The sequence below is a fragment of the Leisingera sp. MMG026 genome, assembly GCF_021654205.1.
In the GTDB taxonomy this organism is placed as follows: Bacteria; Pseudomonadota; Alphaproteobacteria; order Rhodobacterales; family Rhodobacteraceae; genus Leisingera.
This window is the reverse complement of record NZ_JAKFZM010000017.1, coordinates 1-13,634: the sequence shown is the minus strand read 5'-3', so window position 1 is coordinate 13,634 and position 13,634 is coordinate 1. Positions and strand designations below refer to the sequence as shown.

Here is a 13,634-nt window from a genome sequence, read left to right as displayed (position 1 = left end):
AATTTACATGTCGCAATCCGCCAAGCTGTCCGAAGGGCCGCACCGCAGGATACAAGCATGAAGCACACCTTCATTCCCAAACGCATGGATCGCCGCGCAACCGGATGCAATCTGGTCGCTGCCTGAAGTCTGTCAGCCCTGACCGGGCGTTGGACGGATCCCTAAAGGCAGACTTTGGAATGAAACATGACAGCCTCAAACACGCTGCGCCTTGCCATTGATATAGGCGGCACCTTTACCGACACTGTTCTGGTGGCGGGCGAAGACACAATCCTGGCCTCGACCAAGACCCTGACCACCCATCAGAACCCGGCAGACGGCGCCATGGAAGGTGCCGCGCGGGTGATGGCGCAATCGGGGCGTTCTCTGGGGGAAGTGACGGGCTTCATCCATGGCACCACGCTGGCCACCAACGCGCTGATCGAGCGGCGCGGGGCAACGGTGGCGACGGTGACCACCGAGGGGTTCCGGGACATTCTGGAAATCGCCTATGAGCGGCGTTATTCGCAGTATGACATCAATCTGGAAAAGCCCGGCCTGCTGGTGCCGCGCGAACGCGCGCTGACCATCCGCGAACGGATGTCGGCCGCGGGCGAGGTGCTGATCGGCATGGAGGACAGCGCGGTCGACGCGCTGATTGCCGGGCTGGATGCCTGCAGTGCTGATGCGGTGGCGGTCTGCCTGATGCATTCTTACGCCAATCCGGATCATGAACGCTGGCTGCGCGATACCTTGGCTGAGCGCCGTCCCGGCCTGACGGTGTCGATCTCGTCCGAGGTCAGCCCCGAGGCGCGGGAATTCGACCGGCTTTGCACCACCGTGGCCAATGCCTGTATCCAGCCGCTGATGGAGACTTACCTCGCGCGCTTTGCCGAACGGTTTGCGGCGGAAGGCGTGACCTGCCCGATCCTGATGATGACCGCCGGCGGCGGCATGTGCACCATCCAGACCGCGGCGCGCTTTCCGGTCCGGCTGGTGGAGAGCGGACCCGCCGGCGGTGCAATCCTTGCCGCCCGTATCGCGGCACAGGCGGGGCTGGATCAGGTCTTGTCGTTCGACGTCGGCGGCACCACTGCCAAGCTGTGCCTGATTGATAACGCCCGCCCGCAAACCTCGCGCCAGTTTGAAATCGCCCGCGCGGCGCGGTTCATCAAAGGGTCGGGCATGCCGGTGCGCATCCCGGTGATCGAGATGATCGAGATTGGTGCGGGCGGCGGCTCCATTGCCGGGGTGGACCGGCTGGGCCGCCTGACTGTGGGACCGAAATCAGCGGGGTCTGAACCCGGCCCGGTGGCGTTCGGGCGCGGCGGGACGGAACCGACCGTGACCGACAGCGACATTACGCTGGGCTACATCGTGCCGGATACTTTTGCCGAAGGGTTTATCAAGATCGACCCGGCAGCCTCCAAGGAGGCGCTGGGGCGGGTGATCGGTTCACGGCTGGAGCTGGACGGCGTTGGCGCCGCCGATGGCGTCAGCCGCATTGTTGATGAAAGCATGGCCAGCGCCGGGCGGATGCATGCCGTGGAATCGGGCAAGGATCTGGGGCCGCGCACCATGATTGCATTTGGCGGCAACGGCCCGCTGCATGCAAGCCGGGTGGCGCGCTCGGCAGGCGTGTCGCGCATCTTGATCCCGCCGAATCCGGGTGTCGGGTCGGCTGTGGGGTTCCTGTTTGCGCCGGTCAGTTTCGAGATCGTGCGCTCGCGTTACTCGCTGCTCGAAACCATGGGTATGGGCGGCATCAACAGCCTGTTTGCCCAGATGATCGACGAGGCGAAATCGGTGGTGGCGCAGGGCGCTGGCGACGCGGAAACAGAGATCCGGCGCACCGCCTTCATGCGCTATACCGGGCAAGGGCATGAGATTGAGATCACCCTGCCGGACCGCGATCTGACGGCTGAGGATCGTTGCCCCCTGACCGCGGCGTTTGAGCGTGAATACGCCAAGCAGTTCTCGCGCCCGGTGCCGGGTATGAAGATCGAGATCTTGAACTGGGCGGTGCGGGTGGCGACGCCGGATGCCGCGGTCACGGCGGTGCCGGAAACGCCGGAACTTAAGAACATCTGTGCCGCAGCCTTCCGCCCGATCACCTGCGACGTGGATGGCACGACAAAGCAGGCGGCGTTTGTGCCGCGTGACAGCTTGCAGCCCGGCGACCAGGTTTGCGGCCCCGCTCTGATCACCGAACCGCAAACCACCACGCTGGTTTCGGCGGATTTCTCTGCCCATGTGGACGCAATTGGCAACCTCGTCCTGATCCAGGATCAGAAAAACGACCAGAAAGGAGGCGCATGATGGCCGACCTCTCACACGATCTCTCGCCGGCCCGGCTTCAAGTCATGTGGAACCGCCTTCTGGCGGTGGTTGAGGAGCAGGGCCAGACCCTGATCCGCGCCGCGTTTAGCCCCATCGTGCGCGAATGCGGCGACATCTCGGCCGGCATCTTTGATGTGCAGGGCCGGATGCTGGCCCAGGCCGTGACCGGCACGCCCGGCCATATCAACACCATGGCCGAGGCGGTGATGCATCTGCGCGAACGCTTCCCGGCGGAGACCATGAAGCCCGGCGATATCTACATGACCAACGATCCCTGGCTCGCCTCGGGGCATTTGAACGATTTCCTGCTGATGATGCCGGTGTTCAAGGGCGGCAGGGTGGTCGGCTTCACCTCCTGCACCTCGCATCTTGTGGATCTGGGCGGCCTTGGCATGGGGCCGGAAGGATCCGACATCTATGACGAGGGGCTCTTGATCCCGCCCTGCAAGCTGGTGGAGGAGGGTGAGCCCAATGCGCTGCTGATGGATATCATCCGCGCCAACAGCCGCGAGCCCATCGCCAATGAGGGCGACATTTATGCGCTGATTGCCTGCTGCGAGGCGGGGGTGAAGCGGCTGGTGGACATGATGGAGGAGTTCGGCATCGGTGATCTGGATGCCCTGGGCGCCTATATCATCGACACCTCCCGCCGCGGCACGCTGGAGGCGATCGCGGAGGTGCCAGAAGGCGTCTACAAGAACGCCCTGAAAATGGACGGCTATGAGAATGAGCTGGAGCTGCACGCAACGCTGACGGTCTCCAAAACCGGAATGCATGTGGATTTCACCGGCACCTCGGGCTGTTCCAAGAAGGGTATCAACGTGCCCTTGAACTATGCCACCGCCTATACCGTGTTTGCGCTGCGCTGCATTGTCGGGCCGGATATTCCCAACAATGCCGGGTCTTTGGGGCTGTTCACGGTGGATGGCCCCAAGGGCTGCATCCTGAACGCGCAGCGTCCGGTGCCGGTGGCGATGCGCCACACGCTGGGGCAGGTGACGCCGGATCTGGTGCTGGGTTGCTTGCATCAGGCGCTGCCCGATCAGGTACCGGCCGAAGGCGCCAGCTGCATGTTCGACCTGCCGATGCGCCACGCACCCGAAGTGGCCCGAGACGGCGGCCGCGAATTCGCCATTGAGCCGGTCCACAATGGCGGCACCGGAGCGCGGCCCAACGCGGACGGGCTGTCGGCGACTGCCTATCCCTCTGGCGTCTATGGCAGCCAGGTGGAAATCACCGAGTCGGTTGCCCCGGTCATCATGTGGCGGCGAGAGTTGCGTCCAGACTCCGGCGGGGCAGGCAAATATCGCGGCGGCCTTGGCCAGCGGATCGAAATGACCGCCTCCAACGATGCGCCCTTCATCGTGTTCCTGTCGGTGGAGCGGCTGAAGTTCCCGGCGCTTGGCAGGATGGGCGGTTTACCCGGCGCCCCGGGCCGCATCCGCTTGCGCGATGGCGGGCAGGACATCCCCGGCAAGGGCGAGCTGCGGGTGGAGGCAGGCGACTATCTGATCTTTGAAACCCCAGGCGGCGGCGGTTTTGGCGACCCGGCGGAACGCGACCCGGACGCCCTGGCGCTGGATCTGAAACGCGGGCTGGTGACCGCGGAAGGCGCAAGCGCCTATGGAGGTGCCAAATGATCCGCGCCGTTCCGCATGTTGCCGCCATGGCGCCTTATGCGCTGGCGGATCTCGGCTGCGAGGGGGTCATTTCCCTCGCCCAGAACGAAAGCGCCTTTGCCGCCAGCCCCGCCGCGATTGCCGCGGGCAAGGCGGTGCTGGATCAGATGCCGCTTTATCCGGACCCGGAATGGCCCGATCTGCGCGCCGCGGTGGCGGAGGTACACAGGCTGGACCCGGCCAAGGTGCTGTGCGGCGCCGGTTCGATGGAGCTGATCACCTGCCTGATCCGCGCCTTTGCCGGGCCGGGCGACCGGGTCTTGGGCACTGATTACGGCTATGCCTTTGTGTCCTCGGCCTCGGCCCAGGTGCAGGCGGAGTACGTCAAGGCGCGGGAACGGGCGCTTACGGTCTCAGTCGATGACATTCTTGCCGCCGTTACGCCGCAAACCCGCATTGTCTTTGTCTGCAACCCAGGCAATCCTACCGGCACGCTGATCCCCAACGCTGATATTCAGCGCCTGCGCGCGGGCCTGCCTGCAGATGTGCTGCTGGTGGTGGATCAGGCCTATGCCGAGTTTGCCGATGCGGAAAACAACCCTGCCGAAATCTTCGCCCTGGCAGAGCGCGGCGATACCGTGGTGATGCGCACATTGTCCAAGGCTTATGGTCTGGCAGGTGCCCGGGCCGGTTGGGGCTATTTCCCGCCTCAGATCGCGGGCGAAGTGCGCAAGCTGTTGAACCCCAACAATATCTCCATCCCGTCACAGGCGATGGCGGCAGCAGCAATGCAGGACCAGGCGCATATGCGTGATACAGTGGCCAAAACTGCCGCGATCCGTGATGGCTTTGCCGCGGGCTGCCGCGCGCTGGGGCTGACGGTGCCGCAAAGCCACACCAATTTCGTGCTGATGCGCTTTGCCTCGCCGGTGCAGGCGCAGGCAGCGGATGCGGCGCTGCGGGCGGAAAAGCTGCTGATGCGCGGCATGGGCGGCTATGGCCTCAGCGATTGCCTGCGCGCCACCATCAGCAGCCAGGACGTGATGGACCGCGCACTGGCGGTGCTGAAAGGAGTGCTCACATGACTCATGAAACCCGCACCCGCGCGAAAATCGGCGTGCTGGTGCCTTACACCAACACCAATCTGGAACCGGACATGTTGCTGATGCGCGCACCGGGTACCACGGTGCACTTTCAGCGCTTGGGAGGTTATGATGTGGACGAGATCCCGGGTTCCGACCAGATGGCCGGGCTTGGCGTCTCCGACATCAGCCATGATCTCAGGATGATCTCGGGCGTGCGCCCTGATGTGGTGCTTTACGGTTGCACCTCGGCAACGCTGACCCATGGGCCGGAGTTTGATAAGAAGCTGGCGCAGGACATCAAGGCAGGCTGTGGCGCGCTGTCCTTTACCGCTGCCGGGGCGCTGGTTGACGCGATCAAGGCCCTCGGCGCAACCAAAGTGGGCTTCTCCTCTCCCTACCTGGGCGAGATCAACACGCAAGCAATGGACTTCCTGTCGCAGAACCGGATCACCACGGTGAAATGCGCCGATGCGGGGCGCGAGCTTGGCAACTACGGCCAGGGGGAGCTGACACCGGAGGAGGTATTCGACCTGGCCTGCCAGGCCGATCACCGGGAGGCCCAGGCCATTGTGCTCAGCTGTACGGACATGCGTGCGGTTGAGGCTGTCAGCCGGATCGAAATGGCGCTTGATAAGCCGGTTGTCACTTCAAACCAGGCAATGATGTTTGCGGTGATGCGGGCGCTCGGGCTGCCCCGTCAAAGCAATGTGCCGGGCCGGTTGTTCGAATTGCTGTAAAACGAAGACCAGGGTGCCTGCCGGTCCCTGACTGTTTCATCTTTCCCAAAATACTCCGGGGAGCGCGAGGGGCAGGCCCCTCGCACCCGCCTTCTCAAGGCTCGCCGGACCCGATTTCTTCGCGCCGCCTGGCCGCATAGGCTTCCAGCTCTTCCCTGATGGCCGGATCCATCGGCGGTTCCGCATAATCCCGCAGCGCCTGCTGCCAGATGCCGGTGGCGCGGCTCAGCGCATCCTTGGCGCCGGCCGCTTCCCAATTCTCGTAGTTCTGCCAGTCCGACAGCATCGGGGTGTAGAACGCAGTTTCATAGCGTGCCATGGTGTGCCCGGCACCAAAGAAATGGCCGCCGGCGGGCACCGACTGGATGGCGTCAAAGCCCAGCTCATCGGCGTCGAATTTCATCGGCTTCAGGAATTCGATCATGTTCTGGATGATCTCCACATCCATAATGAATTTCTCATAAGACGCAGTCAGGCCGCCCTCCAGCCAGCCGGCCGCGTGATAGATCACATTGGCACCGCCCAGCACCGCGCCCCAGGTGCCCATCATGGTTTCATAGGCCGCCTGCAGGTCCACCGCGTTGGAGGCATTGGCGTTGGAGGTCCGGTAGGGGATGCCATAGCGCCGCGCCAGCTGGCCGCCGGCGATATTGGCCTTGGCGTTTTCCGGCGTGCCGAAGGCCGGCGCGCCGGAGCGCATGTCGACGTTTGACGTGAACGAGCCGTACATCACCGGCGTGCCGGGATTGACCAGCTGGGTCAGCACCACGCCGAACAGCGCCTCGGCATTCTGCTGCGCCAGGGCGGCGGGCAAGGTCACCGGGGTCATGGCGCCCATCAGGGTGAACGGCGTCACTGTCACCGGTTGGCCGTACTCTGCCATGGCAATCAGCCCGTCGCCCATCGCATCGTCGAACAGCCGCGGCGAGTTGACTGAGATGATGGTGATGACGCCCGGATCCTCCTTCATATCTTCCGGTTTCTGGCCGCGGGTGATCGCCATCATGTTGATCCCGTCCAGCGCCCGGCCGCGGCCGATGGCGGAACAGTGGAACGATAGGTCTGAATAGATCAGGTTGGCCAGATAGGTGTCCAGATGACGGTTGTTGGCGGGCAGCTCCAGCGGCGCGGTCACCTGGTTGCCGATCAAGTGGATGGAGTTGAAGTGATGCGCCAGCTTGATGAAGTTCTGATAATCGGTGAGGTTGCCCGACCGGCGCCCATTGATGCAGTCATGCACATTGGGCGGCCCGGCCACCAGGCCGAAGGTCACGTTGTTGCCGCCCAGGGTGATCTGCTTGGCGCGGTTGCGCGCGGTCAGGGTGAAGGTGTGCGGCACCGTCTTCAGCGCCTCCATGACGAGGCTTTCATCCATGCGGATGGTCTTGCTGTCCCGGTCAACGATGGCGCCCGCACACTCGAAGATGTCCATGACATTATCGCCCATCACCCGGATGCCGGCCTCCGACAGGATCCGCATCGAGGTGGCGTGCAGCTGGTCCGTCTGGTCGGGGTTCAGCAGCTCAAACGGCGGATAGGTGTTTTTCACCTGTTGCCACGGCAGCTGTTCGATGCTGCCGCCGGACCGGCTGGATTTCCCGCGGCGTCCGCCGCCGCGTCTTTCACGTGCCATGTCTTATATCTTTCTGGTCAGTTTGCAGGCTTAGGTTTCCGGCGCATCGTAGATCAGACGGCCCAGATCGGAGAATTTGCTGCCGTCGCTGGTGAACCCCAGCACCGCATCGCGGATGCCGCTGGCGCGGGCCTCGCCCAGCACCGGGGCGGCAAATTCCATGAATTTGCGCACCACATCCGCCTGCGAGAATGGCGCCTCGGGGCCGCCGCGGGCGTGGACATCGCCGCTCTCTATCACCCGCCCGTCGGTCAGCGTCACCACCACATCGGCAACCCGGCAAACCGGGAAGCGCACCGAATGGCGCGCGGCCTCGGCGACCGAGATCCGCTGGTGGATCGAGGCCACCAGCGGATCTGCAAGCCCCTCGCCGGTAATATGTTCAACCCCGATCCGGCCATAGGCGGCCTGGGTTGCGACGGCAAAACCCAGCGAATACTGCGCCTGGCTGGTGGTCGACGGGATGCCGGGATAGAGGCAGGCGCTTTCGTGAAAGGTGTTGATGCGGATCCTGGCGATCTGTTCATGGGTAAGATCGTGCTCCAGCATCACCTGGCGCAGCGCGTCGATCGGCGCATGGGCCCAGCGGCAGATCGGGTAGGGCTTCACGTATTGATGCTCCATCTGCCAGAAGCTGCCTAGGTCCTGCCAGTATTCCGCAACCCGGTCTTCCTCGAGGGTGATCGCGGGCGCGCCGGTAAAACCTTTCTCGGCCAGAATTGCCGAGGACATGCCCGCCATCGCCCCCCAGCCGGAGCCGTCATGCAGCATCGAGGGGTTGGCGATCTCGCGCATCATCTGGCTGCGGGGGCCGTGGAATTCGGCGATCCCCAGCGCCTGGCGCAGTTGGTCGCGGCTGAGGCCGCGGATCCGGGCTGCAATCGCCGCCACCCCCAGGGCGTTCCAGGCGCCGGAGGTGTGGTAGTCGCTGACGGTGCTGTGCAGCGACAGCGCCGCGCGGCCCGCCAGCTCATAGCCCAGTGTGGTGATCGCAAGCACCTCCGGCCCCGAAAAATCCGGCACGGTTTCCGCCAGCGCCGCAATTGCCGGGATCACCACCACACCGATGTGGCCCTTGGTCGGGTAATAGCCGTCATGGCCGTCCAGATTGTCGGTGGCGGTGGCGGCGGCATAGGCGGCGCCTGCGACGCTTACCCTGCGGCCGTCGAACAACATGCGCGCCGCCAATCCCTCCTCGCCGCAGCCATAAAGCGCCACGGCGGTTTCGCGGGCGATGCGGCCGGCCTCCATCGGGGTGGCGCCGATGGTGATGCCCAAGGTGTCGAGGAACATCAGTGCTGCCGCCTTGCGGGTGCTGTCCGGCAGAGCGGCGGGGGTGAGGCCGAAGGTGAAGTCGGCGGCGCGGTCGAAAGTGGCGGTCATGGCGGATCTCTCGCAGGGGCGGTTTCCGCGTCAGGCTAGGGTGTCCTGGGTCCGGTGACCCGCAAATAAACCGGGGTCATAGGGATGGGTTATTTCGTGAAATGCGTGTTAGACGTCGTTTTTTGACCATTCCGGGCCGCTAACCCTTGGGAATTGCGGCGCATTCCAAAGCATGTGAACATGGCCCAGAAACCGCCAGCGGACCGCCTGATGAAGAATCTCCCCCATCTGACTTTCCTGCGCTCGTTTGAGGCCGCCGCCCGCTATCTAAGCTTCACTTCGGCGGCAGATGAGCTGAACTGCACCCAGTCGGCGGTGTCGAACCATGTGCGCAGCCTGGAGGAATTCATCGGCCGGCCGTTGTTCGTGCGGCATCCGCGGTCCTTGTCGCTGACGGATGTGGGCGAGGCCTATCTGCCTTCGGTCCGACACGCGCTGCAGGAGATTGATTCCGCTACCCAGCTGTTGATCTCGCAAAGCCACAAACGGGAGGTGGTGATTTCCTGTCCCGTCAGCCTGGCGGAGAAATGGCTGATCGACGTGATCGAGGATTTCACCAAGGTGCATCCCGATATCGACCTGACCATTCACAGCACCATCTGGGTGGATGTGGAGACCAACGTTTCGGACATTTCGATCACCATCAACCATGTCGATGATGTGATGGGGCCGGCGGTCAAACTGTGGGATGAAAAACTGGCGCTGGTCTGCTCCCCTGACTTCCGGGTGAATGGCGCGGCGCTGAGCAGGCCGGAGCAGCTGATGGAGGCCAAGCTGATCCACATTCTGGGCCGCCCGATCTATTGGGAGAAAATCGCCAAGCATTATGGGCTATCCGGGATTGAACTGAGGGGCGGCTTGCAGACCAACTCCTCCAATATGGGGCTGGAATTTGCGGTCAACGCGCTTGGCTGCGTGGTTTTGCCGAAATCCCTGGTGCGGAGCCATGTGGAGGCCGGGCGGCTGGTGGCGCCCTTCGCCTTTGATCTTGACTGCCCGTGGACCTATTTCGCCACCTTCAAGGACAAGGCGGCAACGCCCTCGGTCAAGCATTTCAAGACTTGGCTGCTGAAGGCCGCGGCGGGGATGGAACTGTAGCTTTAACGCTGCCTGCAGGCAGCATTGAAATTTGGCGGCATTCACCGTATATACGGGTATATATACGCGAGGCCTGCCAATGATTGAGACCAAGATCAGGAAAGTCGGAAACTCTGCCGTCATCACGCTGACGACGGAGATGCTGACGATGCTGGACGCCAAGGAAGGCGATACGCTGTTTGTGGTGCGCGGCGATGACGGCAGCCTGCGGGTGATGGCGCATGATCCCTCGGTTGCCGAGGCGCTGGCCGCGGCTGAAATCGTGATGGATGAGAACCGGGATCTGCTTCAGGCCCTGGCGTGAGCAGATACAAATGGGTGCCGCTGGCGGCAGTTGTAGTTTTCCATGACCGGCAGATCGCCCGCCATGGCGGCGCTGCGGGGATGCGCGACAAGGCACTGCTCGAAATGGGCTGTGCGCGGGCGATGAATCTGGCAGCCTATTCGGACGCGGGAGTGGCCGAGGTTGCCGCGGCTTATGCATTTGGCATCGCCAAGGCGCATGCCTTTGTCGATGGCAACAAGCGCACGGCCTTTGTGACCGCTGTGACCTTTCTGCGCCTCAATGGCTACCAGTTCCGCCCGGACCCGGTGGAGGGTGTACGGATGATGGAGGACCTCGCCACGGGGGATGTGGATGAGGCTGCATTTGCAGAATGGCTGACAGCGGGAATGGCACCAATCTGAACCAGCGCCTTACCTGGAAGTATCACGGTGAGCGTTCGCCCGGGCGGGAGCGGAACGCGCCCGCCGTGGGGCGGGCGGACGCGTGCCCGCCGCTGACGCGACGGGCCAAGTGCTCATTCCTGATCAGGCCCGAAGCCGTGCGCCGGAGGGGTCAAAGGCGGCGGCTTCCAGAATACGCGCCTTATGCGGCTTGCCCAGGATGAAAACCTCGACCTCGTCACCGGGTTTGGCAACTGCCGGATTAGCATATCCCAGCGCCAGCGACTTGCCGACGGAGTAGCCATAGGCGCCAGACGTCACCCGGCCCACCGGTTTGCCTTCGGGCGTGAAAATGGGCTCGCCGCCGGAGGCATCGGCATCGTTCACCGCGTCGATCTCGAAGGCGGACAGCATTTCGCGCGGGGCGTTGTCCTTGACCTTCAGATAGGCGTCCTTGTGGAGGAAATCCTTGTCCAGCTTGATGAGACCGGCCAGGCCCACCTCCTGCGGCCAGTATTCCTGGCTGTACTCGCGGCCCCAGGAGCCATAGCCCTTTTCGATCCGTAAGCTCCCCAGCGCGCGGCCGCCAACCGGGCCGCCGCCGAACTCTGCGGCAGCTGCCAGCAGGGCAGAGTACAGTTTGACCTGGTCGTCCTCGGCGCAGTGCAGTTCCCAGCCCAGATCGCCGGTGAAGGACACCCGGATTGCCAGGCATTCCACCCCTGCCACGTCGATGGTGCGCGAGCGCATGAAGCGGAAGTTTTCATTGCTCAGATCCGCATTGGTCAGCCGCTGCAGCATGTTGCGGGACTTCGGGCCTGCGACATTGAAGCCCGCGATGCGGTTGGTGGCGACCTCGAATGTGGTGCCTTCCGGCAGCTCGACCATGTTGAAGAAGCGCTGGTGATAGCGTTCCGCCATGCCGGAGCCGACCATCATGTATTCGTCATCCGCAACCTTGGTGATGGTGAAGTCGCCGGCCACGCCGCCGCGGACCGAAATCAGCGGGGTCAGGCAGGAACGGCCCGCTTCGGTTGGCACCTTGTTGGCGACCAGCTTGTCCAGCCAGTCAAACGCGCCCGGACCCTTGACCACGTAGTTGGCGAAGTTCGAGATGTCGATCACGCCGACGTTTTCGCGCAGCATGCTGACCTCGCGGCCCACCGGCTCCCACCAGTTCTGGCGGTTGAAGCTGTTGGTGTCCTTGGTGCCGGGGGTGCCGGAGAACCACAGCGGATGTTCCCAGCCGCAGTTCAGGCCAAAGACGCAGCCCAGTTCCTGCTGCATTTCATAGGCCGGGCGCACACGGGCCGGACGGCCGGCGCTGCGTTCCTCGTTCGGGAAGTGAATGGCGAACCGGTGTGCATACTGGTCTTCTACGCGGGATTTGGTGAATGCCTTGTCGGCCCAGTCGCCAAACCGCGCCAGATCCCAGGCAAACATGTCGTATTGCGGCTCGCCTTCGATCATCCACTGGGCGGCCAGCAGGCCGAGGCCGCCGGACTGCGAGAAGCCGGGGATAATGCCGGTGCAGCAGAAGTAGTTTTTCAGTTCCGGCACCGGGCCCCAGATGGCATTAGAATCCGGCGACCAGATCATCGGGCCGTTGATCACGCGCTTGACGCCGGCTGTTTCGGCGCAGGGCACCCGTTCGGTGGCGCGGATAACGTTCTCCATGATCCGGTCCAGATCGTCGGGGAACAGCTCATGGGCAAAGTCCAAGGGCGTGCCGTTTTCGGCCCAGAACCGCATGTCCTTTTCATAAGCGCCGATCAGGAAGCCGTTGCCCTCCTGCCGGAAGTAGTATTCGCCGTCACGGTCCGCGATCGAGGGCAGGCGGCGGCCAATGTTCGCCACTTCGTCGATGGACTCGGTCACAAAATACTGGTGTTCGGTCGGCTGCAGCGGCAGGGTGAGGCCCGCCATCGCCGCCACCTCGCGGCCCCAAAGACCACCTGCGTTCACCACCCATTGCGCATGGATGTCGCCCTTTTCCGTCTTCACAATCCAGCTGCCGTCGGGCTGCTGTTCGGTGCCGATCACCGGACAGAACCGTTCGATCTGCGCACCCATGGCGCGGGCGCCGGCCGCATAGGCCATGGTCACGCCCGAAGGGTCCACGTTGCCGCCGTCGGGTTCGAACATGATGCAGCGGATATCGTCGAACTGCGCCAGCGGGTGCAGCTCCTTGGCCTGTTCGCGGCTGACCTCGTGGAAGTTCAGGCCATAATACTTCGCCTTGGCCTCCTGCAGGCGCAACTGGTGCTCGCGCTGTTCGGTCTTGGCCAGGTACAGCGAGCCGGGCTGGAACACGCCGCAGCCCTGGCCGGTTTCCTTCTCCAGCTCCTTGTAAAGATTCATCGTGTAGTGCTGAACGCGGGTCACGTTGTTGTTGTCGTGCAGCCCGTGGATGTTGGCCGCCGCGTGCCAGGTGGAGCCGGCGGTCAGCTCGTCGCGTTCCAGCAGAACCACGTCGGTCCAGCCAAGTTTCGCGAGGTGGTAGAGGATAGAGCAGCCGACCAGCCCGCCGCCGATAACAACTGCCTGTGCATGGGTTTTCATGCGTTTGTTTCCCTTGCCTGCGTGTGGGATGCGGCACGCCCTGCAGGCCCGGAAGTGCCGCCAATTCCTTAACCGAGACCCTAGTTGCGGGGGGCTGGGATGACCCGTGAAGAATTCAGACCCAATGCCCCCGGATTTCTTTGGTCATCGGACCCGGCTTACCCTTGCAGTGAAGCGTCTCCTGTTGACTGATGTCGGACCCAAGAAATAACTGCCATTGGTGGGGGTTTTCTGCCATTCTGACACGAGGTTAATTGCCACCGGCCGATCTTCGGCCGGTGGTTTTATTTTAAAACAATGACTTATGTGATCTCTGCCTTCTACATGCTGAAGGGATCCGTTTCCCCTCCGAAGATCAGCGCCACCTGTTGACTGAAACAGCCGTATTGAGCAGGACTGAAGCTCACACCTGGCCAGGTTCTTTCCTTCAATTCCCCAACCGCACAGTGTGCAATCGGGGGCCAGACGGCGCGGCGCGCCGTGAAAGGGCCAGCTTGAGCCTCCCCCAAAGAAGTGGTCCGTCCCTATGATT

General features: G+C 63.3%; 9 protein-coding genes and 1 pseudogene. 7 read left to right on the top strand and 3 right to left on the bottom strand.

Features of this window, described 5'->3' with window-relative positions; genetic code table 11:
* Positions 1 to 186 precede the first annotated feature (186 nt).
* The 4 genes from L1069_RS11095 to L1069_RS11080 are packed head-to-tail and all read left to right on the top strand — an operon-like array spanning position 187 to position 5,760.
* Positions 187 to 2,298 (top strand): hydantoinase/oxoprolinase family protein, encoded by a 2,112-nt coding sequence (locus L1069_RS11095; protein WP_237455709.1) that lies wholly within the window; start codon positions 187 to 189, stop codon positions 2,296 to 2,298.
* The gene (locus tag L1069_RS11090) at positions 2,298 to 3,959 is read left to right on the top strand and encodes a hydantoinase B/oxoprolinase family protein (RefSeq protein WP_237455708.1); all 1,662 of its coding nucleotides are present in this window, start codon (positions 2,298 to 2,300) and stop codon (positions 3,957 to 3,959) included. Before L1069_RS11095 ends, L1069_RS11090 begins: the two co-directional genes overlap by 1 nt.
* Positions 3,956 to 5,023: a histidinol-phosphate transaminase gene (locus tag L1069_RS11085; RefSeq protein ID WP_237455707.1), complete on the top strand. Its 1,068-nt coding sequence runs from the start codon at positions 3,956 to 3,958 to the stop codon at positions 5,021 to 5,023. The genes L1069_RS11090 and L1069_RS11085 overlap by 4 nt, the downstream gene beginning before the upstream one ends.
* Positions 5,020 to 5,760: an Asp/Glu racemase gene (locus tag L1069_RS11080; RefSeq protein ID WP_237455706.1), complete on the top strand. Its 741-nt coding sequence runs from the start codon at positions 5,020 to 5,022 to the stop codon at positions 5,758 to 5,760. The genes L1069_RS11085 and L1069_RS11080 overlap by 4 nt, the downstream gene beginning before the upstream one ends.
* Positions 5,761 to 5,854: 94 nt before the next feature.
* Here the strand turns inward: L1069_RS11080 and L1069_RS11075 are convergent, their stop codons facing one another.
* Both L1069_RS11075 and L1069_RS11070 read right to left on the bottom strand, forming a co-directional pair.
* Positions 5,855 to 7,393 (bottom strand): trimethylamine methyltransferase family protein, encoded by a 1,539-nt coding sequence (locus L1069_RS11075; RefSeq protein ID WP_237455705.1) that lies wholly within the window; start codon positions 7,391 to 7,393, stop codon positions 5,855 to 5,857.
* A gap of 30 nt (positions 7,394 to 7,423) precedes the next feature.
* Complete coding sequence (locus L1069_RS11070; RefSeq protein WP_237455704.1) at positions 7,424 to 8,776, bottom strand: MmgE/PrpD family protein; 1,353 nt, start codon at positions 8,774 to 8,776, stop codon at positions 7,424 to 7,426.
* Positions 8,777 to 8,986: 210 nt separating this feature from the next.
* Between L1069_RS11070 and L1069_RS11065 the strand changes: the two genes are divergently transcribed.
* The 3 genes from L1069_RS11065 (at position 8,987) to L1069_RS11055 (ending at position 10,561) form a co-directional block, all read left to right on the top strand.
* A complete protein-coding gene (locus tag L1069_RS11065; protein ID WP_129373052.1) occupies positions 8,987 to 9,874 on the top strand; it encodes a LysR substrate-binding domain-containing protein in 888 nt (295 codons plus the stop codon).
* Positions 9,875 to 9,953: 79 nt separating this feature from the next.
* A complete protein-coding gene (locus L1069_RS11060; RefSeq protein ID WP_024092785.1) occupies positions 9,954 to 10,178 on the top strand; it encodes a MazE family transcriptional regulator in 225 nt (74 codons plus the stop codon).
* The gene (locus L1069_RS11055) at positions 10,175 to 10,561 is read left to right on the top strand and encodes a type II toxin-antitoxin system death-on-curing family toxin (protein ID WP_237455703.1); all 387 of its coding nucleotides are present in this window, start codon (positions 10,175 to 10,177) and stop codon (positions 10,559 to 10,561) included. Before L1069_RS11060 ends, L1069_RS11055 begins: the two co-directional genes overlap by 4 nt.
* Before the next feature lie 113 nt (positions 10,562 to 10,674).
* Here the strand turns inward: L1069_RS11055 and L1069_RS11050 are convergent.
* Positions 10,675 to 13,102 (bottom strand): annotated as a pseudogene (locus L1069_RS11050) (FAD-dependent oxidoreductase).
* Positions 13,103 to 13,634 lie beyond the last annotated feature (532 nt).

Bases quoted from the DNA above. Each gene is read 5' to 3' on its own strand.
- L1069_RS11085 (WP_237455707.1), top strand. From the start codon at position 3,956: ATGATCCGCGCCGTTCCGCATGTTGCCGCCATGGCGCCTTATGCGCTG.
- L1069_RS11070 (WP_237455704.1), bottom strand. From the start codon at position 8,776: ATGACCGCCACTTTCGACCGCGCCGCCGACTTCACCTTCGGCCTCACC.
- L1069_RS11080 (WP_237455706.1), top strand. From the start codon at position 5,020: ATGACTCATGAAACCCGCACCCGCGCGAAAATCGGCGTGCTGGTGCCT.
- L1069_RS11060 (WP_024092785.1), top strand. From the start codon at position 9,954: ATGATTGAGACCAAGATCAGGAAAGTCGGAAACTCTGCCGTCATCACG.
- L1069_RS11095 (WP_237455709.1), top strand. From the start codon at position 187: ATGACAGCCTCAAACACGCTGCGCCTTGCCATTGATATAGGCGGCACC.
- L1069_RS11090 (WP_237455708.1), top strand. From the start codon at position 2,298: ATGGCCGACCTCTCACACGATCTCTCGCCGGCCCGGCTTCAAGTCATG.
- L1069_RS11075 (WP_237455705.1), bottom strand. From the start codon at position 7,393: ATGGCACGTGAAAGACGCGGCGGCGGACGCCGCGGGAAATCCAGCCGG.
- L1069_RS11065 (WP_129373052.1), top strand. From the start codon at position 8,987: ATGAAGAATCTCCCCCATCTGACTTTCCTGCGCTCGTTTGAGGCCGCC.